Origin of the sequence: Escherichia sp. S10b (assembly GCF_028421345.1) — a bacterium.
Taxonomy (GTDB): Bacteria; Pseudomonadota; Gammaproteobacteria; order Enterobacterales; family Enterobacteriaceae; genus ECMA0423.
Map to the genome: position 1 here is coordinate 55,504 of NZ_JAHZSO010000039.1, position 22,258 is coordinate 77,761.

The following is a 22,258-nucleotide window of genomic DNA, read 5'->3' on the forward strand; positions in this document are numbered from 1 at the left end:
TCACGCTTAGATGTTAATTACTACCAAACATATCCTTGATCCAACCGGCTACACCGTCGCTGTCTTTCTGCTCTTGCTGAGCAGGTTGCTGTTGCGGCTGTTGCTGCGGCTGAGAAGACTGATCAAACGGATTGCCTGACGGCTGCTGCTGCATCTCGCTCTGCTGGCACAGCGATTGCGGATCGCTGGTCCAGACCGGCAAGACACGCATGCCACCGCTGCAAACAAAGTTGCCGTCGTAGTCCACGCCCATATCTGCAATATCTTCTGGCGGAACAAGATTCAGCGGCGTTGGCGTCTGGTTAGCCAGATAACGCTGATAAATCGACATTGCCCCGCTGGCTCCATACAGTTTGGTCGGCTGGTTGTTATCACGGCCTACCCAGGTGATGGTCACCGTGCTGCCGTCAATGCCTGCAAACCAGGTATCTACGTTATTGTTGGTAGTCCCTGTTTTCCCTGCCAGATGCAGGTTCGGGTATTTCGCCCCAAGCTGACGACCCGTACCACGTTGTACCACCTGCTGCATGGTCCATAGTGTCAGATACGCCGCCTGCGCCGGAACAGCGCGTTCTGCCTGCGGGAAGCTCTGATACAGCACCTTGCCATCTTCCGCGATTACCGAACGCAGTGCAGAAAGCGGTGCACGGTTACCACCGCTGGCGATGGTCTGGAACGCCTGCGCCACTTCGATTGGCGTTAAGTTCAACGCCCCCAGCAGCATCGCCGGAACCGGATGCAGCTGATCTTTCGGTACGCCCAGTTTGATCCAGGTATCCGTAACTGCAGGCAGCCCCAGCGCCATCCCCAGATTTACCGTCGGCACGTTCATCGAACGGGTCAACGCATCCACCAGCATCACTCTGCCGCTTTCGCTATAACGACGGTCATCGTTCTGCGGTGACCAGACCTGGCCATTCGGCTGACGCAGCGCGATTGGCGCATCGGCAATCCACGTGTTCAGGCGATAGATTTTCGGCTGGCTTAAAGCCGTCAGATAAGTCGCTGGTTTTGCAAGGGAACCAATCGAACGACGCGCCTGCATCGCACGGTTGTAGCCCGCAAACTGCGGCTCAGAACCTCCGACCATCGCACGAACTTCACCACTAAAGCGGTCGACGACCACAATCGCAGTTTCAAGATCGCTCAACTTACGCTGTTTCTTCAGTGCCGGAATGCCTTCCACGGCGGCTTTTTCTGCCGCGTCCTGGGCCACCGAGTCAAAGGTAGTGAAGATCTTCACGCCGGAGAGATCTTTTACCTTATCGCCCAGTTTTGCCTGCAGCTCCTGACGCACCAGTTGCATAAAGGCTGGCTGAGGAGAGATCACCCCACCGCGCGGCTGAACCCCCAGCGGACGGGCACTCAACATGTCATAGAGTTCTTGATCAATAATCTGTTGCTGTTGCAGCAGACGCAGCACCAGATTACGTCGCTCCAGCGCCAGTTTCGGGTTACGCCACGGGTTGTAGATGGACGCCCCTTTCACCATACCGACTAACAGCGCCTGCTGGTCGAGGCTTAGCTCTTCTACCGGGCGACCAAAGTAATACAAGCTTGCCAGCGGGAAGCCGCGGATTTCGTTGTCGCCGCTCTGACCGAGATACACCTCGTTCATATACAGCTCAAGAATACGGTCTTTGCTGTAACGCGCGTCCATGATCAGCGCCATGTAGGCTTCGTTCGCTTTACGCCAGTAAGAGCGCTCGCTGGAGAGGAACAGGTTTTTCACCAGCTGTTGCGTCAGCGTACTCGCACCCTGCACCGTGCGACCTGCGGTCAGGTTTGCCAGCACCGCACGTCCGATGGAGTAGAGGCTGATGCCGTCATGCTCGTAAAAATGACGGTCTTCTGTCGCCAGCAAAGTATCCACCAGCAAATCAGGGAAACCACTGCGCGGCACAAACAGACGCTGCTCACCGTTTGGCGAAGAGATCATGGTGATCAGACGCGGATCAAGACGGAAGAAACCGAACTGACGGTTGTTCTCCATATTGACGATCGTCGCCAGATGATCGCCATCAAAGGTCAGACGCGCGCGCACCTGTCCTTCTTTACTGTCCGGGAAATCAAACGGACGGCGAATCATCTCAATGCTGTTGGCCTGCACGGTAAATTCGCCAGGACGGGTCATTTTCGACACCTGACGATACTGGGTCGCCTCCAGCAGCTTCACCATCTCGTTCTTGCTGATGGTCATGTCTGGCTCAAGATTGACCATTCGGCCATAAACTGCCGCAGGCAGTTGCCAGACCTTGCCATCAATACGGCTACGAATTTTTTGATCGAGATAAACGCCGTAAATGGCGATCAGCACGGCAAAAACGATAGCCAGTTTTAGCAGTAGCCATAGCCAGCCGCGTTTGCCACGAGGCTTACGCCCTTTGCCTTTGCCCTTACCTTTGCGCGGCATCGGTTCTTCATCCTCATAGTCATCATAATCGTCGTAATCATCGTCATCTTCGTAACGACGACGGCTTACCTTTTGTTTGACCGGACGCGTCGGTTTCCCTTTGCGTCCAATTGGCTCGCGGTCATTCCCGGCCATGCTTTTTCTCCGCAATATTCAGGCGCAAAAGCCCGATTTTCTGTTCTTCTGTTACAAGACAGAAGAAGATATCTCTCAAAATTTGTGCTCGATCGGTCCCCTCTCCCTTGAGGGAGAGGGTTAGGGTGAGGGTGAACGTGCGCGCTGATGCCCTCACCCCGGCCCTCTCCCACAAGGAGAGGGAGAAAACCAACCTTACGAATACTTTTTCGTCCGTCGCGTCGGTGCAGTATTTGCCGGGTCGTCCGGCCAGACATGTTTGGGATAACGCCCTTTCATCTCTTTTTGCACCTCACGGTACGCTCCTTTCCAGAAGGCGCTCAAATCTCGTGTGATTTGTAATGGCCTTTGGGCAGGTGAAAGCAACTCCAGCACCAGCGGCACGCGCCCCTGGGCGATCGTCGGATTGGTGGCCTCGCCAAACATCTCTTGCATTCTCACCGCCAGCGCGGGCGGGTTATCTTCATGATAACGAATGGCGATCCGGCTTCCCGTCGGCACAGTGTAATGCGCAGGCAATTCACTATCCAGACGTTGCTGCATTCCCCAATCAAGTAATCCGCGTAGTGCCTGATAAATGTCGAGTGATTTCAGGCCGCGTAGTGAATGTACGCCAGTCATATGTGGCAGCAGCCACGTTTCCAGCGCTGCCAATAAACTTTCATCATCAACCGCTGGCCAGTCATATTCTGGCAACCACTTTCCGGCGCATAACAAACGCAAGCGTAGCTGTTCCGCTTCCGCCGTCCAGTTGAGCACGCTTAAACCTTTATCACGGATGCCATTAAGCATCGCCTGATGCAACTCGTCTTCTGACGGTTTCGCCAGTGGCTGCACTTTCACCGTCAACTGACCGATTTGCAGCCGACGCCAGGCTTTCAGCGTACCTTGCGCGTCATCCCATTCCACGGTGTCAGATTGCTGCACCAGCTGCGGACAGCGTTGTACTAATTCATCAATATCGACCGGTAGCGCCAGTAAAATCCGCGCATCCGGCGAGGCGCTGCCCTGCAATAATAACGGTGCGATCAACCATTCGTGGCGGCTTAGCGCGTCGTCGGCATCGAGCATCGCTCCCATGCCGTTTGCCAGTTGATAGCGTCCATCTTGCCCACGGCGACGAGCAATGCGATCGGCAAACGCCCCGGCAAGTAGCGGCGCGATAAGCGAACTGTCTGCCTCACCGCCACGTACGTTTAAGCGTTTTAACAGTTGCTGACTACGTTGCTGCCAGGCTGGTTGATTGCGCGAAAACGCCACGCCCAGGTCACTATTGCCCATCCGTGGCGGCTCTTCGAGAATGGCGGCAATTTTTGCCGCGGTAGCAGCTTCGTCGTCGTTCTTCGCGCTAACCAGCATTGCCGCTAAACGCGGATCGTTACCCAGCGCTGCCATTTTTTGCCCCTGCGCACTAAGCCGTTCACCCTCCAGCGCCCCCAGCATTTGTAACAGGCGTTTCGCGGCCAGTAGATTCACCGTTGGCGGTTGATCCAGCCAGCTCATCTGCGCCGGATCGCTGCATCCCCATTGCAGTAATTCCATCAGCAAACCGGAAAGATCGCTTTGTAAGATTTCCGGTTCACTTTGCGCGGCAGCGCGTTCTGCTTGTTCCTTGGCGATTAAATGCAGGCAGATACCCGGCTCCAGACGCCCGGCGCGCCCGGCACGCTGCGTCATGGATGCCTGGCTAACGCGTTGAGTAATCAGTCGCGTAAGCCCCGTGCGCGGATCAAAACGCGCCACACGCTCCTGGGCACAATCCACCACCAGACGAATACCTTCAATGGTTAAACTGGTTTCAGCAATATTGGTCGCCAGCACCACTTTGCGCATCCCTTGCGGTGCCGGGAGGATCGCTTTTCGCTGATCGTTCAGCGACAACGCGCCATACAGCGGGCAGAGCAATACATCACTGCCGATGCGCGAAGCCAGTTGTTCCTGCACACGCTGAATTTCTCCGACGCCAGGTAAAAATAACAGTAATGATCCGCTTTCCTGACGCAGCATTTCAGCGGTGGCTACCGCAACGGCATCGTCAAAACGCTGATGCGCGGGCAGCGGTAAATAACGGCGTTCAACCGGAAACGAGCGCCCTTCTGAGATGACGACAGGCGCTTCTGGCAGCATTTGCTGCAAGCGGTCGTTGTCCAGGGTAGCCGACATAATCAGCAGTTTAAGGTCATCACGCAGACCTTGTTGCACATCGAGTAACAGCGCCAACGCCAAATCCGCCTGCAAGCTGCGCTCATGAAATTCATCAAGGATCACCAGTCCAACACCGCTCAGTTCCGGGTCACGCTGGATCATGCGCGTCAGCACGCCTTCGGTAACCACTTCCAGGCGGGTATTCGGCCCGACGCAGTTTTGCGCACGCATCCGGTAGCCAACGGTATCGCCTGGCTTTTCGTTAAGCAGCTCCGCCAGCCGTTGCGCGACGTTACGCGCCGCCAGACGACGCGGCTCCAGCAGGATAATTTTCCCGTTAATGCCGGGATGCGCCAGCAGTTGCAGCGGCAGCCAGGTTGATTTCCCGGCCCCGGTCGGCGCACTTAATAATACCTGCGGCGCACAATCGAGAGCGGTAAGTAATTCAGGTAAGACGGCAGCAACGGGCAACGACGACACAAAACGCTCCAGAGGGTTAACATTCTTCGCGCCACATTGTAGCATCGCGGTAATTCATAACCGAGTGCCTCACATGTCTGAACCGCAACGTCTGTTCTTTGCTATCGACTTACCTGCAGAAATCCGCGAACAGATTATCCATTGGCGCGCCACACACTTCCCACCTGAGGCGGGACGTCCGGTCGCCGCCGATAATTTGCATCTGACTCTGGCATTTTTAGGCGAAGTGAGCGCCGAGAAAGAGAAGGCGCTTTCTCTTTTAGCCGGACGGATTCGTCAACCTGGTTTCACACTCACGCTTGATGACGCCGGACAATGGCTGCGTTCGCGTGTGGTGTGGTTAGGGATGCGTCAGCCGCCACGCGGCTTAATCCAGCTGGCGAATATGCTCCGTTCACAGGCTGCCCGCAGCGGTTGTTTTCAAAGCAATCGTCCGTTTCATCCACATATTACCTTATTGCGCGACGCCAGCGAGGCGGTGACAATCCCGCCGCCAGGTTTTAACTGGTCGTATGCGGTGACGGAGTTCACCCTTTACGCCTCCTCGTTTGCCCGTGGACGCACACGCTACACGCCGCTAAAACGCTGGGCGCTAACGCAATAACAAGGATTGTCGCAATGGAATTTTCTCCCCCTCTACAGCGCGCGACGCTAATTCAGCGTTACAAACGTTTTTTAGCCGATGTGATCACACCCGATGGTCGCGAATTAACGCTACACTGCCCGAATACGGGTGCAATGACCGGTTGTGCAACGCCTGGCGATACCGTCTGGTATTCGACTTCAGACAACACCAAACGGAAATACCCACACACCTGGGAATTAACTCAAAGCCAGAGCGGCGCATTTATTTGCGTCAACACGCTTTGGGCTAACAGGTTGACGAAAGAGGCTATCCTTAATGAATCAATTTCAGAACTGTCAGGCTATAGCTCGCTGAAAAGCGAAGTAAAATACGGCGCAGAACGCAGCCGTATTGACTTTATGTTGCAGGCGGATTCGCGTCCAGACTGCTATATTGAAGTGAAATCGGTTACGTATGCGGAGAACGAACAGGGATATTTTCCCGATGCGGTCACTGAACGAGGTCAGAAACACCTTCGGGAGTTGATGAGCGTAGCGGCTGAAGGCCAGCGTGCGGTTATCTTTTTCGCCGTGCTGCATTCAGCCATTACACGGTTTTCACCCGCGCGCCACATCGATGAGAAATACGCGCAACTATTGTCAGAAGCTCAACAGAGGGGGGTAGAAATTCTGGCTTACAAAGCGGAAATTTCTGCTGAAGGCATGGCTCTTAAAAAATCACTGCCGGTTACATTGTAGTAAAGTAAGTAACTGGTTAATTTACATTCTGGTCGCGTGCGCAAATACGCTTTTCCTCACACAGTTGTCAAGTGTTACGTTTAGATAATTGCTATCCGGAAAAGCATCTGCTATTTATAGCGGCCTCATTTTTCCCCCGAACATGGGGATCGATAGTGCGTGTTAAGGAGAAGCAACATGCAAGAAGGGCAAAACCGTAAAACATCGTCCCTGAGTATTCTCGCCATCGCTGGGGTGGAACCATATCAGGAGAAGCCGGGCGAAGAGTATATGAATGAAGCCCAGCTGGCGCACTTCCGTCGTATTCTGGAAGCATGGCGTAATCAACTCAGGGATGAAGTCGATCGCACCGTTACACATATGCAGGATGAAGCAGCCAACTTCCCGGACCCGGTAGACCGTGCAGCCCAGGAAGAAGAGTTCAGCCTCGAACTGCGTAACCGCGATCGCGAGCGTAAGCTGATCAAAAAGATCGAGAAGACGCTGAAAAAAGTGGAAGACGAAGATTTCGGCTACTGCGAATCCTGCGGTGTTGAAATTGGTATTCGCCGTCTGGAAGCGCGCCCGACAGCCGATCTGTGCATCGACTGCAAAACGCTGGCTGAAATTCGCGAAAAACAGATGGCTGGCTAATTACAGCCGTTCCATCACGTTTACCACAGGCGGGAAATGCTCCCGCCTTATTTTTTGTTCAAAGAGATGACAGACACACAGTATATTGGCCGCTTCGCCCCCTCTCCTTCCGGCGAGCTTCATTTTGGCTCTCTGATCGCCGCGCTCGGCAGCTATTTGCAGGCTCGCGCCCGGCAAGGTCGCTGGCTGGTACGCATAGAAGATATCGACCCGCCTCGTGAAGTTCCCGGTGCCGCAGAAACTATCCTGCGCCAGCTGGAACATTACGGTCTGCACTGGGACGGCGATGTTCTCTGGCAATCGCAACGTCACCACGCCTATCGTGAAGCACTCGCCTGGTTACATGAACAAGGACTAAGTTATTACTGCACCTGTACGCGTGCGCGTATTCAAAGCATTGGCGGTATTTACGACGGTCATTGCCGGGTGTTGCATCATGGACCAGACAATGCCGCAGTGCGTATCCGCCAGCAGCATCCGGTCACGCAATTTACTGACCAGCTGCGCGGCATTATTCACGCCGACGAAAAACTGGCACGGGAAGATTTTATCATTCATCGCCGTGATGGGTTGTTCGCCTACAACCTGGCTGTTGTGGTTGATGATCATTTCCAGGGCGTTACAGAAATAGTGCGTGGGGCTGATCTGATTGAACCAACAGTAAGGCAAATCTCGCTGTACCAGCTTTTTGGCTGGAAAGTGCCAGATTACATTCATCTGCCGCTGGCGCTTAGTCCACAAGGCGCTAAACTTTCCAAGCAGAATCATGCGCCTGCGTTGCCGAAAGGCGATCCACGCCCGGTACTAATCGCGGCACTTCAATTTCTGGGGCAGCAGGCAGAAGCACACTGGCAGGATTTCAGCGTCGAGCAAATCCTTCAGTCAGCCGTCAAAAACTGGCGGCTTACCGCCGTGCCCGAGTCGGCAATTGTAAATTCAACATTCTCAAATGCGTCATGCTGAGCTATGATTAGCCGCTATTTTTTTGTCCTGAATGATGTTTGACACTACCGAGGTGTACTATTTTTACCCGAGTCGCTAATTTTTGCCGCAAGGTGCTAAGCCGCGAGGAAAGCGAGGCTGAACAGGCAGTCGCCCGTCCACAGGTGACGGTGATCCCGCGTGAGCAGCATGCTATTTCCCGCAAAGATATCAGTGAAAATGCCCTGAAGGTAATGTACAGGCTCAATAAAGCGGGATACGAAGCCTGGCTGGTTGGCGGCGGCGTGCGCGACCTGTTACTCGGCAAAAAGCCGAAAGATTTTGACGTAACCACTAACGCCACGCCTGAGCAGGTGCGCAAACTGTTCCGTAACTGCCGCCTGGTGGGTCGCCGTTTCCGTCTGGCTCATGTGATGTTTGGCCCGGAGATTATCGAAGTTGCGACCTTCCGTGGACACCACGAAGGTAACGTCAGCGACCGCACGACCTCCCAACGCGGGCAAAACGGCATGTTGCTGCGCGACAACATTTTCGGCTCCATCGAAGAAGACGCCCAGCGCCGCGATTTCACTATCAACAGCCTCTATTACAGCGTAGCGGATTTTACCGTCCGTGATTACGTTGGCGGTATGAAGGATCTGAAGGACGGCGTTATCCGTCTGATTGGTAACCCGGAAACGCGCTACCGTGAAGATCCGGTACGTATGCTGCGCGCGGTACGTTTTGCCGCCAAATTGGGTATGCGCATCAGCCCGGAAACCGCAGAACCGATCCCTCGCCTCGCTACCCTGCTGAACGATATCCCACCGGCACGCCTGTTTGAAGAATCGCTTAAACTGCTACAAGCGGGCTACGGTTACGAAACCTATAAGCTGCTGTGTGAATATCATCTGTTCCAGCCGCTGTTCCCGACCATTACCCGCTACTTCACGGAAAATGGCGACAGCCCGATGGAGCGGATCATTGAACAGGTGCTGAAGAATACCGATACGCGTATCCATAACGATATGCGCGTGAACCCGGCGTTCCTGTTTGCCGCCATGTTCTGGTACCCACTGCTGGAGACGGCACAGAAGATCGCCCAGGAAAGCGGCCTGACCTATCACGACGCTTTCGCGCTGGCGATGAACGACGTGCTGGACGAAGCCTGCCGTTCACTGGCAATCCCGAAACGTCTGACGACGTTAACCCGCGATATCTGGCAGTTGCAGTTGCGTATGTCCCGACGTCAGGGTAAACGTGCATGGAAACTGCTGGAGCATCCTAAGTTCCGTGCGGCTTATGACCTGTTGGCCTTGCGAGCTGAAGTTGAACGTAACGCTGAACTGCAGCGTCTGGTGAAATGGTGGGGTGAGTTCCAGGTTTCCGCGCCACCAGACCAAAAAGGGATGCTCAACGAGCTGGATGAAGAACCGTCACCGCGTCGTCGCACTCGTCGTCCACGCAAACGCGCACCACGTCGTGAGGGTACCGCATGACAGTGGCGTATATTGCCATAGGCAGCAATCTGGCCTCTCCGCTGGAGCAGGTCAATGCTGCCCTGAAAGCATTAGGCGATATCCCTGAAAGCCACATTCTTGCCGTTTCTTCGTTTTACCGCACCCCACCGCTGGGGCCGCAAGATCAACCCGATTACCTCAACGCCGCCGTGGCGCTTGAAACTTCGCTCGCCCCGGAAGAGTTACTCAACCATACACAGCGCATAGAACTGCAACAGGGTCGTGTTCGTAAAGCTGAACGCTGGGGACCACGCACGCTGGATCTCGATATCATGCTGTTTGGTAATGAAGTGATAAATACCGAACGCCTGACCGTTCCGCACTACGATATGAAGAATCGTGGATTTATGCTGTGGCCGCTGTTTGAGATTGCACCGGAGCTGGCGTTTCCTGATGGGGAGACGTTGCGTGAAGTCTTACATACAAGAGCATTTGACAAATTAAGCAAATGGTAATTTATTTATATTACGAATATAAATATTTTCTGAAAATCATACATCCTCTCTTTCCTTAATAAAAATTTTAGTTTAAACATTTTTGCAGAAACATAATATAAATTCCCGCAGATAAATATCAATCCCATCGCCATACCCTAACCAATTGCACTTGTGAATTTATTTTTGCTTAATTTTGAATTAAGAAAATTTAATTTGTTCAAAAGCCCTTAAAGTGCACAATAGGCGTCCTAATGAACAATGGTTGTAAATTTTGGTAACAAATATCATTGCTCATTAATATCTAGCATCTGCTTATAACATTTGTGTCATGAATAGTCATTCTTCAAACCAGTAGTCTGACTAATGGAATTTTATTCAAGGATTTTTATGTCTAAAAAATTAGGTTTTGCCCTGTCTGGTCTTATGCTGGCAATGGTTGCAGGTACTGCTTCTGCTGATATGGATGGTGGTCAGTTAAATATCAGTGGTCTGGTTGTTGATAACACCTGTGAAACCCGCGTTGACGGCGGTAATAAAGATGGTCTGATCCTGCTGCAAACTGCAACTGTTGGTGAAATCGATGCTGGCGTGCTGAATGACACCGTTGGCGCTAAAGCCAAACCTTTCAGCATCACCGTTGACTGCAGCAAAGCAAATCCGAATCCAGGTAGTACAGCTAAAATGACCTTCGGTTCTGTTTTCTTTGGTAATAGCAAAGGAACGCTGAACAACGACATGTCTATTAACAACCCGTCTGACGGCGTGAATATCGCTCTGCACAATATTGATGGTTCCACTATCAAACAGGTTCAAATTAACAACCCTGGCGATGTGTATACTAAAGCCCTGGATGCAACGACAAAATCTGCTGTTTATGATTTTAAAGCGTCTTACGTTCGTGCCGTCGCAGACCAAACAGCAACTGCTGGTTATGTAAAAACTAACACTGCATACACCATTACTTATCAGTAAGTATTCACCAATTAAATTGATTGAATGAATATACAGGGAATAGTGTTAATAATTTCTATTTTTATATTATTCCCTGTTTTAATTAACTCTGTCAGGGATGGTTTATGTTTTTTAACACCAAACATACAACAGCTTTATGCTTCGTAACCTGTATGGCTTTTAGTTCATCGTCTATTGCGGACATTGTCATTTCGGGTACTCGCGTAATATATAAAAGCGATCAAAAAAGTGTCAACGTACGTCTGGAAAATAAAGGGAATAACCCGTTGCTTGTCCAGAGTTGGTTAGATACTGGCGATGACAACGCTGAGCCTGGCAGTATTACAGTCCCTTTTACTGCCACGCCGCCAGTATCGCGTATTGATGCCAAACGTGGGCAAACAATCAAATTAATGTACACAGCCAGCACCTCACTGCCTAAAGACAGAGAGAGCGTGTTCTGGTTTAACGTACTGGAAGTTCCACCAAAACCAGATGCAGAAAAGGTCGCGAATCAAAGTCTGCTGCAACTGGCATTTCGCACACGTATAAAACTTTTCTATCGCCCGGATGGATTGAAGGGAAATCCCTCTGAAGCCCCGTTAGCCCTGAAGTGGTTCTGGTCAGGTTCAGAAGGTAAGGCGTCATTGCGAGTGACCAATCCAACCCCTTACTACGTCTCTTTTAGCAGTGGTGATTTAGAAGCTAGCGGTAAACGCTATCCGATTGATGTGAAAATGATTGCACCATTTAGTGATGAGGTCATGAAAGTCACTGGCCTTAATGGCAAAGCAAGTTCTGCAAAAGTACATTTTTACGCCATTAATGATTTTGGTGGCGCCATTGAAGGTAATGCCAGTCTGTAATCAGGCAAGGATATAATTCCGCAGGAAGCATAACGTGACTATAAAACCAACTAAAAATTATCATAATCATCTGACCCGTATCGCTACGTTTTGCGCGCTGCTGTATTGCAATAGTGCTTTCTGTGCTGAACTTGTTGAATATGACCATACCTTCCTGATGGGGCAGAATGCCTCAAATATTGATCTCAGCCGGTATAGTGAAGGTAACCCTGCTATACCGGGTATGTACGACGTCAGTGTTTATGTCAACGATCAACCTATTATTAACCAAAGCATTACATTTATTGAAATTGAAGGAAAAAAAAACGCACAAGCCTGTATCACACTTAAGAATTTATTGCAGTTTCATATAAATTCTCCCGATATAAATAACGAAAAAGCCGTTCTGCTTGCCAGGGATGAAACACTCGGCAATTGCCTTAATTTGACGGAAATTATCCCTCAGGCTTCTGTTCGTTATGACGTTAACGAGCAACGTCTGGATATAGACGTTCCTCAGGCATGGGTAATGAAAAATTACCAAAACTATGTTGATCCATCGTTATGGGAAAATGGCATTAATGCGGCCATGTTGTCATACAACCTCAACGGATATCATAGTGAAACTCCTGGTCGAAGAAATGACAGCATTTATGCTGCTTTTAACGGTGGGATGAATTTAGGTGCATGGCGACTGCGTGCCTCAGGCAACTACAACTGGATGACCGATTCTGGCAGTAATTATGATTTTAAGAATCGGTATATACAGCGTGATATCGCCTCGCTGCGTTCTCAACTCATTCTTGGTGAGTCTTATACAACGGGCGAAACCTTTGATTCTGTCAGTATCCGCGGCATTCGTTTATACAGCGACAGCCGCATGTTGCCTCCGACATTAGCGAGTTTTGCGCCTATCATTCATGGCGTTGCTAATACCAACGCCAAAGTCACTATTACGCAAGGTGGCTATAAGATTTATGAAACGACTGTGCCGCCAGGCGCTTTCGTCATTGATGATCTGAGTCCGTCAGGTTACGGCAGCGATCTTATTGTTACTGTCGAAGAATCCGATGGCTCAAAGCGGACATTCTCGCAACCTTTTTCATCGGTCGTTCAAATGTTACGCCCTGGCGTTGGACGTTGGGATATTAGCGGCGGCCAGGTCTTAAAAGATGATATTCAGGATGAGCCTAATTTATTTCAGGCCAGCTACTACTACGGTCTGAATAACTATCTAACGGGTTATACTGGTATTCAGATTACCGATAATAACTATACCGCTGGTTTGTTAGGTCTTGGTCTGAATACTTCAGTCGGTGCATTTTCTTTCGATGTGACTCACTCCAATGTTCGTATACCGGATGATAAAACATATCAGGGACAAAGTTATCGTGTTTCCTGGAACAAGTTATTCGAAGAAACAAGTACTTCACTGAATATCGCGGCCTATCGCTATTCGACACAGAATTACCTTGGTCTTAATGATGCACTAACTCTAATTGATGAAGTGAAACATCCCGAACAAGATCTTGAACCGAAATCCATGCGTAATTACTCGCGCATGAAAAATCAGGTTACGGTCAGTATTAACCAACCGCTAAAATTTGAGAAAAAAGATTACGGTTCATTTTATCTTTCCGGAAGTTGGTCCGATTACTGGGCTTCCGGACAAAATCGTAGCAATTACTCTATTGGCTACAGTAACAGTGCATCCTGGGGCAGCTACAGTGTCAGTGCCCAGCGTTCATGGAATGAAGACGGCGACACTGACGATAGCGTTTATCTCAGTTTCACCATTCCTATTGAAAAATTACTTGGCACTGAACAACGGACTTCAGGTTTCCAGAGTATTGATACTCAAATGAGCAGTGACTTTAAGGGTAATAACCAACTCAACGTCAGTAGCAGTGGCTATAGTGATAACGCTCGCGTCAGTTATAGCGTAAATACTGGCTATACGATGAATAAAGCCAGCAAAGATTTGAGTTATGTTGGGGGTTATGCCAGCTATGAATCACCGTGGGGAAGCCTGGCAGGTTCAGTTTCTGCAAATAGCGATAACAGTCGTCAAGTGTCTCTCAGCACCGACGGTGGTTTTGTATTGCATAGCGGCGGCCTGACCTTCAGTAATGACAGTTTTAGCGACTCCGATACACTGGCGGTAGTTCAGGCTCCAGGTGCTCAAGGAGCGCGAATAAATTATGGCAACAGTACTATCGATCGATGGGGTTATGGTGTCACCAGCGCTCTTTCTCCTTATCATGAAAACCGTATCGCGCTGGATATCAACGATCTTGAGAACGATGTTGAATTAAAAAGTACCAGTGCAGTAGCTGTACCGCGTCAGGGTTCAGTCGTCTTTGCTGATTTTGAAACCGTGCAAGGGCAATCAGCCATTATGAACATCACACGAAGTGATGGTAAAAATATTCCATTTGCTGCAGATATTTATGATGAGCAAGGCAATGTCATTGGTAATGTTGGACAGGGTGGACAAGCATTTGTTCGTGGTATTGAGCAGCAGGGAAATATCAGCATTAAATGGCTCGAAGAAAGTAAACCCGTAAGTTGTCTTGCGCATTATCAACAAAGTTCAGAAGCAGAAAAAATAGCGCAATCTATTATTCTGAATGGAATTCGGTGTCAGATTCAGTAACTACAAGGGACGTCAAATGATAAAAATAACGCCACATAAAATAGCGATACTGATGGGAATATTATTATCACCATCAGTATTTACAACGGATATTAATGTAGAGTTTACAGCTACTGTCAAAGCGACAACCTGTAACATCACACTTACTGGTAATAACGTCACGAATGATGGCAATAATAACTACACATTGAGAATCCCTAAGATGGGTCTGGATAAGATCGCGAATAAAACGACAGAATCTCAGGCTGATTTTAAACTGGTTGCTAGTGGGTGCAGCAGTGGCATCAGTTGGATTGATACCACTCTGACCGGAAATGCATCATCAAGCTCACCTAAGCTTATTATACCGCAGTCTGGTGATTCATCTTCGACGACAAGTAATATCGGTATGGGTTTCAAAAAACGGACTACTGATGATGCCACTTTCCTTAAACCTAACAGTGCGGAAAAGATACGCTGGAGCACAGACGAGATGCAGCCCGATAAGGGTCTTGAAATGACCGTTGCGCTACGTGAAACAGATGCAGGGCAAGGCGTACCGGGGAATTTTCGTGCACTGGCAACGTTTAATTTCATCTATCAATAAGAAGGATAATTAAGATGACATTTAAAAATTTACGTTATGGATTATCCAGCAGTGTCGTTTTGGCTGCCTCATTGTTCAGCGTACCCTCTTATGCGGCAACAGACAGCATTGGGCTGACCGTGATTACTACCGTAGAAATAGGTACTTGTACTGCTACATTAGTAAATGACTCTGATCAGGACATTTCTGTTGTTGACTTTGGCGATGTATATATTTCTGAAATCAATGCCAAGACCAAAGTTAAAACATTCAAACTCAAATTCAAAGACTGTGCGGGTATCCCCAATAAAAAAGCACAAATAAAATTAACCAAGCGAGCCACATGCGAAGGTACTGCTAATGACGGTGCGGGGTTCGCAAATGGATCCACAGCCGCAGATAAAGCAAGTGCCGTCGCCGTTGAAGTCTGGAGCACCGAAACTCCGGCAACAGGGAGCGCAACACAATTTAGTTGTGTGACACCAGCATCTCAAGAGGTCACTATCTCCAATGCAGCCAACGCGGTTGTTTATTATCCGATGAGTGCTCGACTGGTCGTCGAAAAAAATAAAACCGTAAGCAATGTCACTGCGGGTAAATTTTCTGCACCTGCCACATTTACAGTAACCTATAACTAACAGACTGACAGATCCAGGAACTATATATGCATCCCACTCAACGTAAGCTGATGAAGAGAATAATTCTGTTTCTGTCACTACAGTTTCCCATTACCTATCCAGCCATCGCTGGGCAGGATATTGACCTTGTTGCCAATGTAAAAAACAGCACTTGCAAAAGCGGAATCAGTAACCAGGGTAATATTGATCTTGGCGTCGTTGGGGTGGGATATTTTTCAGATAATGTTACTCCTGAAAGCTATCAACCAGGTGGAAAAGAGTTCACTGTCACAGTATCAGACTGTGCATTACAGGGAACTGGCGATGTGCTTAATCAGTTACATATTGATTTTAGAGCCCTTAGCGGTGTCATGGCTGCAGGTTCAAGGCAAATATTTGCCAATGAAGTCGCAACCGGGGCTAAAAATGTCGGTGTCGTTCTCTTTTCCATTCAGGACCCGACCAATATATTCAATGTTATTAGTTCAGCAGGAAATTCTCGTTCCGTGTATACAGTAATGACTTCTGCCCTGCATAATTCTTCATGGAAATTTTATGCCAGAATGCAAAAAATCGATCCCGCGCTGGATGTCATATCTGGCCAGGTAATGAGTCATATATTAGTTGATGTGTACTACGAATAATAGATCAAAACAAATAACTGCGACTGTTACAGCAGTAGATGGTGGAGTGATAATGAAGAAATTCTTCAGACATTTTCTTTTTTTAATTCTGTGCTTGAGTTGTTATACCGCGAGTGCTGGCACTGATGATAACGTAGGATATATTGTTGGGAATAGTTACGGCGTTGGTCCGTCAGATCAAAAATGGAGAGAAACGGGGCCGAATGGCGATGCTACTGTCATATTCAGATATGCAACAAGTACAAATAATTTAGTTTTCTACAAACCGACGCAGCTTGGACCTACAGGTGTAAAATTACAGTGGAGTCAGTTAGATACCGCTTCTGGTGGTGGTTTTCTTTATTGCAACAGAAGTGATAGCACAAGTGGTAGCGCAATGCGTATTGAAAATGCAATGGTTGACTCAGGTAAAATGTATGGCTCCCATAAATTATTTAATACATCAGTTCCTGGTTTGTATTACACATTATTAATTTCAAACATGTGGTCAGCTTACGGTACCGTAACTAACGTTAGTTCACCTGGGATATACATTGGTGACTCTGCAGAACAATATTTTTCGTGGTATAATCCAAGCGAAGACGTGTTATATTGGAGTTGCAATAATGCGAATAGCACCCGTAAATACTGGGCTGTAGGTGGTATTTATCAGACCCTTACAATTGAATTCTATACAGATACAAACTTTGATCCAACAGTAACTCAACAGATCAAATTATCCAGCTCATCAAATTATCTGTATTCATTTAAAGCCTATGGCGCAGGCCAAGGTATAAATGAGCATAGTTATTTTATCAAAATCGATTTCGATCTGCTCAATGTCAAGTTGACTAATCCCACTTGTTTTACCGCTATGCTTAGTGGAACTTCTGTGACTGGTTCTACGGTAAAAATGGGTGAATATAGTGCAGAACAAATCAGAAACGGTGCCACACCGGTTCCTTTTGATATTTCACTTCAAAACTGCGTTCGTGTGACTAATATTGAGACAAAATTAGTTTCAACAAAGGTTGGTACTGAAAACGGGCAACTCCTTGGTAATACTCTCACAGGTAATGACGCAGCAAAAGGAGTCGGTGTACTCATAGAAGGTTTAGCAACTAGTAAAAATCCTCTAATGACATTGAAACCTAATGATTCAAATTCTGTTTATAAAGATTACGACCCGAGAGGCAAAGACGATACAACAGGAGGAGTTTACCCGGATCAAGATACAGGTATAACATACCCTCTCCATTTCCAGGCCACGCTACAACAGGATGGAACTATACCAATAGAAGCTGGTGAGTTTAAAGCCACCAGTACTTTCCAGGTAACCTACCCTTAATAAGTCCACCGCACCGCCATCATCTGGCGGTGCGGTAATTGATAAATCATTGCCCCCACCAATGTGACTGATAAAATGCCAGGCAACACGACATCATTTATCAGGACACGTTATGAAACCGACCACCATTGCTTCACTTCAGAAATGTAAGCAGGATAAAAAGCGTTTCGCGACCATCACCGCTTACGACTACAGCTTCGCGAAACTATTTGCTGATGAAGGACTTAACGTCATGCTGGTAGGCGATTCGCTGGGCATGACGGTTCAGGGCCACGACTCCACCCTTCCCGTTACCGTCGAGGATATCGCCTATCATACCGCCGCCGTACGTCGCGGCGCGCCAAACTGCCTGCTGTTGGCTGACCTGCCGTTTATGGCGTATGCCACGCCGGAACAAGCCTTTGAAAACGCCGCAACGGTTATGCGTGCCGGTGCCAATATGGTCAAAATTGAGGGCGGTGAGTGGCTGGTCGAAACCGTAAAAATGCTGACCGAACGTGCCGTTCCTGTATGTGGTCACTTAGGTTTAACCCCACAGTCAGTGAATATTTTCGGTGGCTACAAAGTTCAGGGGCGCGGCGATGAAGCAGGCGATCAACTGCTCAGCGATGCATTAGCCTTAGAAGCCGCTGGGGCACAGCTGCTGGTGCTGGAATGCGTGCCGGTTGAACTGGCAAAACGTATTACCGAAGCACTGGCGATCCCGGTTATTGGCATTGGCGCAGGCAACGTCACTGACGGGCAGATCCTCGTGATGCACGACGCCTTCGGCATTACCGGCGGTCACATTCCTAAATTCGCTAAAAATTTCCTCGCCGAAACGGGCGACATCCGCGCGGCTGTGCGGCAGTATATGGCTGAAGTGGAGTCCGGCGTTTATCCGGGCGAAGAACACAGTTTCCATTAAGGAGTCACGTTGTGTTAATTATCGAAACCCTGCCGCTGCTGCGTCAGCAAATTCGCCGCCTGCGTATGGAAGGCAAGCGCGTGGCGCTGGTGCCTACTATGGGTAATCTGCACGATGGCCATATGAAGCTGGTCGACGAAGCCAAAGCCCGCGCCGATGTGGTCGTCGTCAGTATTTTCGTTAACCCGATGCAGTTCGACCGCCCGGAAGATCTGGCACGTTATCCACGGACCTTGCAGGAGGACTGCGAGAAGCTAAACAAACGTAAAGTGGATTTAGTTTTCGCCCCTTCGGTAAAAGAGATCTACCCGAACGGTACTGAAACCCATACTTACGTTGACGTTCCCGGGCTTTCGACCATGCTGGAAGGCGCGAGCCGTCCGGGGCATTTTCGCGGCGTTTCGACTATCGTCAGCAAGCTGTTTAACCTGGTCCAGCCGGACATCGCCTGCTTCGGTGAAAAGGACTTTCAGCAACTGGCGCTGATCCGCAAAATGGTTGCCGATATGGGCTTCGATATTGAGATTGTCGGTGTGCCAATTATGCGCGCCAAAGACGGTCTGGCGCTAAGTTCCCGTAACGGTTATCTGACGGCGGAACAACGCAAAATTGCGCCTGGTCTGTACAAAGTTTTAAGTTCGATTGCTGACAAATTGCAGGCTGGGGAACGGGATCTCGATGAAATTATTACCATTGCGGGGCAAGAACTGAATGAAAAAGGCTTCCGCGCCGATGATATTCAGATTCGCGATGCCGACACATTGCTGGAAGTTTCTGAAACCAGCAAACGGGCAGTAATTCTGGTAGCCGCCTGGCTTGGCGATGCTCGCCTGATCGACAACAAAATGGTCGAGCTGGCGTAATACTTAACTGGCGCTACGGCTGATGGCGCCAGTTATTAATTTACCCCACGTCATCTGTCATAACACAGGTAACTTAAATAAGGTTAATTACCTTATCAATCTCAGCAAGAGATAAATTTGTCATCTCTGCAACGTCTTCCCGAGACATCCCTTTACTCAGAAAACGCTGGGCGAATTCTTGCCTTTCCTCCTGTCTTCCCTGCTGAATCCCCTTCTCAATCCCTTTCTCTTCAAACCACTGCGCCAGCGTCATCATAGACTCCCCTCCCGTTTCCCTGTCTCTCAGCACACCATAAAACAAATCCGCTTGTTCAGTATGACCGCGTTGCAGCATATAGTTTTGCATGGCAACTAACTGACTTCCGCTAGTGTACCCTTCGTCAATCAGCGTGACCAGTTGCTCCAGCAATAACATTAAGTCGCGCTGGCGAATATGTTTTTGCAGTAGTTCGAGAATCGCAATCCGCCGATGTTGCATGATTTCGTCATCCGGTGTGATGGTGATATCCACCAGCGGGAAAGGACTGTTATAGACGCGTCGTGCCAGCTCCGGCGAGTAAAATATATCAAACCAGCACATTGAGAGCGGATAAGGTGTGGCCTCGCCCTGATAAAACAGTATCGGCACCACCAGCGGCAGCTTATCGTGATCCGCCTCCAGATGCCGGTGCATGGCAGCAATAGAATAACGCATCATGCGAAAGGCCATTTTCTTATCCGGCTTGCTTTGGTGTTCAATCACAACATGCAGATAACCGGGATTGCCCTGCATTTGCACGGAATAGAGCACGTCCGTGCTGTGTCCTTTCAGGCTCTCTTCAATGAAACTCCCCGACTCTAAATGAAGCGTGTTGAGGTCACAAAGTTCTCGTAATTCCACTGGCAAATGTATCTCCAGAAAGTCGCGAGCCGTCTCCGCGTGCATTAAAAATTGTTTAAACACTGCATCATGCGGTGTGGTACTCGGTGCATCCATCTTCCCTGCCTTCCGTGTTGTCTTGCGTGAAGGCAGTATCCAGTCAAGGCGTGCCATCGTCAGCCACCTCTTTAGTGTTTACCGAGCAGCGTTCAGAGAAATTTCAATTGGTTACAGCCGTTACATGGCACGCTTCGGCACGGTACGCAAACTGCTGATGTAAATGCCGTCAGATGAGTAGACACTAAACAAAAATCGGGCAATACTGCGTGAGAATTTCCTCAAAGCAGGCATCGCCTGCTTCGTTAACGACAGGGTAGAAAGGTAGAAGTTATGATTCGCACGATGCTGCAGGGCAAACTCCACCGCGTGAAAGTGACTCATGCGGACCTGCACTATGAAGGTTCTTGCGCCATTGACCAGGATTTCCTTGACGCAGCCGGTATTCTCGAAAACGAAGCCATTGATATCTGGAATGTCACCAACGGCAAGCGTTTCTCCACTTATGCCATCGCGGCAGAACGCGGTTCGAGAATTATTTCTGTTAACGGTGCGGCGGCCCACTGCGCCAGCGTCGGCGATATTGTCATCATCGCCAGCTTCGTTACCATGCCAGATGAAGAAGCTCGCACCTGGCGACCCAATGTCGCCTATTTTGAAGGCGACAATGAAATGAAACGTACCGCGAAAGCGATTCCGGTACAGGTTGCTTGATTGTTATCCCTGCGGCTGGTTACTCACCAGCCGCGACATCGTCTCCAGCGAATCCGTTCTTAAGATATAAAGTCGTTTTAGTAACAACGGATTATCCCCCGGTTTTACTTTGCCTTGCATGGTTGTCACCGCCAGGTGAAATCCGGCATCGTTTGCTGCCTTCACGGCTTTGTCATTAAATCCGCCAAACGGATACGAAAGATACCAGACATGCGGATTAAATTGCGCCAGAGCGCGGCGTGAACGTGCAAAATCAAACAGAATATTGTGCTCACTACGGCTCAGTAATATGGGTCGGCGATAGCCATCCACCCGATGCAAAAAATGGGTATGTGACTGAAAATCAAAAACATCGCGAATTTCGTTAAGCTCAGAAACGCTCATAAATTGCAGCGATTTTGGGTTCCACTTCTGCGGGTGACGTTTGATGCGCGAGGTAACAACAAACGCCGTCGCCTTCATGCCATATTGTTTCAATACAGGATACGCATAGCGGCTCACCGACTTGAGGCCATCATCAAAGGTAATCACCACCGCTCGCGCAGGGAGATTGATCTTATTCTTCACGTAACCTTCCAGCTGCGCCATGCTCAGTGTCGCGTATCCCCTGTCGCGCAGCCAGGCCATCTGGTTATTGAAAGCGCGTACCGAGGTGGTCGTCGAAGTATGGCGAAAACGGGTGTTTTCTTCATCGCGCAGAATATGGTGATAGGTTAGCACCGGCAGGCCATTATCGGGTTGGGCATCCAGCGCGCTGATATAGGCCAGTCGATCGCCAATACGGATCTGATACCAGGTTTGATTTAACCTGTCTTTCAGTTTATGCAAAATCGGGTAGCGCAAATTGTCCGCCAGTACCCCAAATGGCGCACTGCCCGCACTCGGCGCGTTATAGACCGGCGTATCTTTCCAGGTAATTAAGTTCTGATTACTCAGCGGCTTGTTGAGGTCACCCAAACCGTCTTCAACTTTTTGTCGCCCCTGAACTGGCTCGAGATGCCCTTTATCGATAAACCCTTTACCAAAGCCAAAATTAAATGCGTAATAACTTGCGGCAGTGGGCTCCACGGCAATGATTTGCCCGGCCCGAATATTCCCCACGGTCACCATCTTGTCGCCAATTTGCGCCCAGATCGCAGCATTTTCGATGGTTTGCATATAACGGGCAGGTAACGCGGCACTGACACTTGCGGTAAACAGCATCAGCAGGAGAATAACAGCTTGTTTGTACATGAAAAAATAACCG

The 22,258-nt window shown here is 49.3% G+C and carries 20 protein-coding genes; 16 read left to right on the forward strand and 4 right to left on the reverse strand.

The annotated features are described in order from the left end of the window. Window positions 1-13 precede the first annotated feature (13 nt). Together mrcB and hrpB are read right to left on the reverse strand one after the other, a co-directional pair. Window positions 14-2,548, reverse strand: a complete 2,535-nt coding sequence (gene mrcB / locus FTE26_RS03675; protein ID WP_000918155.1) for a bifunctional glycosyl transferase/transpeptidase — start codon at window positions 2,546-2,548, stop codon at window positions 14-16. A 195-nt stretch (window positions 2,549-2,743) separates the two neighbouring features. Beyond that, entirely contained in the window at window positions 2,744-5,173 is a 2,430-nt protein-coding gene (gene hrpB / locus FTE26_RS03680) for an ATP-dependent helicase HrpB (RefSeq protein ID WP_001297053.1), read from the reverse strand. Window positions 5,174-5,246: 73 nt separating this feature from the next. Between hrpB and thpR the strand changes: the two genes are divergently transcribed. The 15 genes from thpR (at window position 5,247) to panC (ending at window position 19,382) form a co-directional block, all read left to right on the forward strand. Then, window positions 5,247-5,777, forward strand: coding sequence for an RNA 2',3'-cyclic phosphodiesterase (gene thpR, locus FTE26_RS03685; protein ID WP_001294700.1), 531 nt, complete (start codon window positions 5,247-5,249; stop codon window positions 5,775-5,777). Between the two features lie 14 nt (window positions 5,778-5,791). Next, complete coding sequence (sfsA, locus tag FTE26_RS03690) at window positions 5,792-6,496, forward strand: DNA/RNA nuclease SfsA (RefSeq protein ID WP_000396042.1); 705 nt, start codon at window positions 5,792-5,794, stop codon at window positions 6,494-6,496. Window positions 6,497-6,673: 177 nt separating this feature from the next. Continuing rightward, window positions 6,674-7,129, forward strand: a complete 456-nt coding sequence (gene dksA, locus FTE26_RS03695; RefSeq protein ID WP_001155227.1) for an RNA polymerase-binding protein DksA — start codon at window positions 6,674-6,676, stop codon at window positions 7,127-7,129. Between the two features lie 66 nt (window positions 7,130-7,195). Continuing rightward, window positions 7,196-8,092 (forward strand): tRNA glutamyl-Q(34) synthetase GluQRS, encoded by an 897-nt coding sequence (gluQRS, locus tag FTE26_RS03700; RefSeq protein ID WP_001387013.1) that lies wholly within the window; start codon window positions 7,196-7,198, stop codon window positions 8,090-8,092. Window positions 8,093-8,151: 59 nt separating this feature from the next. Next, window positions 8,152-9,549 (forward strand): polynucleotide adenylyltransferase PcnB, encoded by a 1,398-nt coding sequence (pcnB, locus tag FTE26_RS03705; protein ID WP_010723084.1) that lies wholly within the window; start codon window positions 8,152-8,154, stop codon window positions 9,547-9,549. Beyond that, entirely contained in the window at window positions 9,546-10,025 is a 480-nt protein-coding gene (gene folK / locus FTE26_RS03710; protein WP_000215124.1) for a 2-amino-4-hydroxy-6-hydroxymethyldihydropteridine diphosphokinase, read from the forward strand. The genes pcnB and folK overlap by 4 nt, the downstream gene beginning before the upstream one ends. Window positions 10,026-10,394: 369 nt before the next feature. After that, window positions 10,395-10,979 (forward strand): fimbrial protein, encoded by a 585-nt coding sequence (locus FTE26_RS03715; RefSeq protein WP_000038438.1) that lies wholly within the window; start codon window positions 10,395-10,397, stop codon window positions 10,977-10,979. Between the two features lie 104 nt (window positions 10,980-11,083). Next, entirely contained in the window at window positions 11,084-11,824 is a 741-nt protein-coding gene (locus tag FTE26_RS03720) for a fimbrial chaperone (protein ID WP_000465930.1), read from the forward strand. Window positions 11,825-11,858: 34 nt separating this feature from the next. Then, a complete protein-coding gene (gene htrE / locus FTE26_RS03725; protein WP_000153177.1) occupies window positions 11,859-14,459 on the forward strand; it encodes a Yad fimbria usher protein HtrE in 2,601 nt (866 codons plus the stop codon). Window positions 14,460-14,475: 16 nt separating this feature from the next. Then, the gene (locus FTE26_RS03730) at window positions 14,476-15,045 is read left to right on the forward strand and encodes a fimbrial protein (RefSeq protein WP_085674669.1); all 570 of its coding nucleotides are present in this window, start codon (window positions 14,476-14,478) and stop codon (window positions 15,043-15,045) included. Between the two features lie 14 nt (window positions 15,046-15,059). After that, window positions 15,060-15,662: a fimbrial-like protein YadL gene (yadL, locus tag FTE26_RS03735; RefSeq protein ID WP_000143205.1), complete on the forward strand. Its 603-nt coding sequence runs from the start codon at window positions 15,060-15,062 to the stop codon at window positions 15,660-15,662. A 26-nt stretch (window positions 15,663-15,688) separates the two neighbouring features. Then, window positions 15,689-16,285 (forward strand): fimbrial-like protein, encoded by a 597-nt coding sequence (locus FTE26_RS03740; protein WP_000553766.1) that lies wholly within the window; start codon window positions 15,689-15,691, stop codon window positions 16,283-16,285. After that, window positions 16,269-17,612: a fimbrial-like adhesin gene (locus FTE26_RS03745; RefSeq protein WP_001331232.1), complete on the forward strand. Its 1,344-nt coding sequence runs from the start codon at window positions 16,269-16,271 to the stop codon at window positions 17,610-17,612. Before FTE26_RS03740 ends, FTE26_RS03745 begins: the two co-directional genes overlap by 17 nt. 112 nt (window positions 17,613-17,724) lie before the next feature. Further along, window positions 17,725-18,519, forward strand: coding sequence for a 3-methyl-2-oxobutanoate hydroxymethyltransferase (panB, locus tag FTE26_RS03750; protein WP_000805455.1), 795 nt, complete (start codon window positions 17,725-17,727; stop codon window positions 18,517-18,519). A gap of 11 nt (window positions 18,520-18,530) precedes the next feature. After that, window positions 18,531-19,382, forward strand: coding sequence for a pantoate--beta-alanine ligase (gene panC, locus FTE26_RS03755; protein WP_000905383.1), 852 nt, complete (start codon window positions 18,531-18,533; stop codon window positions 19,380-19,382). 73 nt (window positions 19,383-19,455) lie between these two features. Here panC and rpnC read toward each other — a convergent pair whose 3' ends face one another. Next, entirely contained in the window at window positions 19,456-20,358 is a 903-nt protein-coding gene (gene rpnC, locus FTE26_RS03760) for a recombination-promoting nuclease RpnC (protein ID WP_000339948.1), read from the reverse strand. A gap of 273 nt (window positions 20,359-20,631) precedes the next feature. Between rpnC and panD the strand changes: the two genes are divergently transcribed. Then, window positions 20,632-21,012: an aspartate 1-decarboxylase gene (panD, locus tag FTE26_RS03765; protein WP_000621515.1), complete on the forward strand. Its 381-nt coding sequence runs from the start codon at window positions 20,632-20,634 to the stop codon at window positions 21,010-21,012. Between the two features lie 3 nt (window positions 21,013-21,015). Here panD and FTE26_RS03770 read toward each other — a convergent pair whose 3' ends face one another. Then, window positions 21,016-22,245, reverse strand: coding sequence for a polysaccharide deacetylase family protein (locus FTE26_RS03770; protein WP_000277874.1), 1,230 nt, complete (start codon window positions 22,243-22,245; stop codon window positions 21,016-21,018). Between the last annotated feature and the right edge of the window lie 13 nt (window positions 22,246-22,258).

What these genes read in the sequence shown, in the direction of transcription:
- mrcB (WP_000918155.1), bottom strand. Translation starts at nt 2,548, where the DNA reads ATGGCCGGGAATGACCGCGAGCCAATTGGACGCAAAGGGAAACCGACG.
- thpR (WP_001294700.1), top strand. Translation starts at nt 5,247, where the DNA reads ATGTCTGAACCGCAACGTCTGTTCTTTGCTATCGACTTACCTGCAGAA.
- sfsA (WP_000396042.1), top strand. Translation starts at nt 5,792, where the DNA reads ATGGAATTTTCTCCCCCTCTACAGCGCGCGACGCTAATTCAGCGTTAC.
- dksA (WP_001155227.1), top strand. Translation starts at nt 6,674, where the DNA reads ATGCAAGAAGGGCAAAACCGTAAAACATCGTCCCTGAGTATTCTCGCC.
- gluQRS (WP_001387013.1), top strand. Translation starts at nt 7,196, where the DNA reads ATGACAGACACACAGTATATTGGCCGCTTCGCCCCCTCTCCTTCCGGC.
- folK (WP_000215124.1), top strand. Translation starts at nt 9,546, where the DNA reads ATGACAGTGGCGTATATTGCCATAGGCAGCAATCTGGCCTCTCCGCTG.
- FTE26_RS03715 (WP_000038438.1), top strand. Translation starts at nt 10,395, where the DNA reads ATGTCTAAAAAATTAGGTTTTGCCCTGTCTGGTCTTATGCTGGCAATG.
- FTE26_RS03720 (WP_000465930.1), top strand. Translation starts at nt 11,084, where the DNA reads ATGTTTTTTAACACCAAACATACAACAGCTTTATGCTTCGTAACCTGT.
- FTE26_RS03730 (WP_085674669.1), top strand. Translation starts at nt 14,476, where the DNA reads ATGATAAAAATAACGCCACATAAAATAGCGATACTGATGGGAATATTA.
- yadL (WP_000143205.1), top strand. Translation starts at nt 15,060, where the DNA reads ATGACATTTAAAAATTTACGTTATGGATTATCCAGCAGTGTCGTTTTG.
- FTE26_RS03740 (WP_000553766.1), top strand. Translation starts at nt 15,689, where the DNA reads ATGCATCCCACTCAACGTAAGCTGATGAAGAGAATAATTCTGTTTCTG.
- FTE26_RS03745 (WP_001331232.1), top strand. Translation starts at nt 16,269, where the DNA reads ATGTGTACTACGAATAATAGATCAAAACAAATAACTGCGACTGTTACA.
- panB (WP_000805455.1), top strand. Translation starts at nt 17,725, where the DNA reads ATGAAACCGACCACCATTGCTTCACTTCAGAAATGTAAGCAGGATAAA.
- rpnC (WP_000339948.1), bottom strand. Translation starts at nt 20,358, where the DNA reads ATGGATGCACCGAGTACCACACCGCATGATGCAGTGTTTAAACAATTT.
- panD (WP_000621515.1), top strand. Translation starts at nt 20,632, where the DNA reads ATGATTCGCACGATGCTGCAGGGCAAACTCCACCGCGTGAAAGTGACT.
- FTE26_RS03770 (WP_000277874.1), bottom strand. Translation starts at nt 22,245, where the DNA reads ATGTACAAACAAGCTGTTATTCTCCTGCTGATGCTGTTTACCGCAAGT.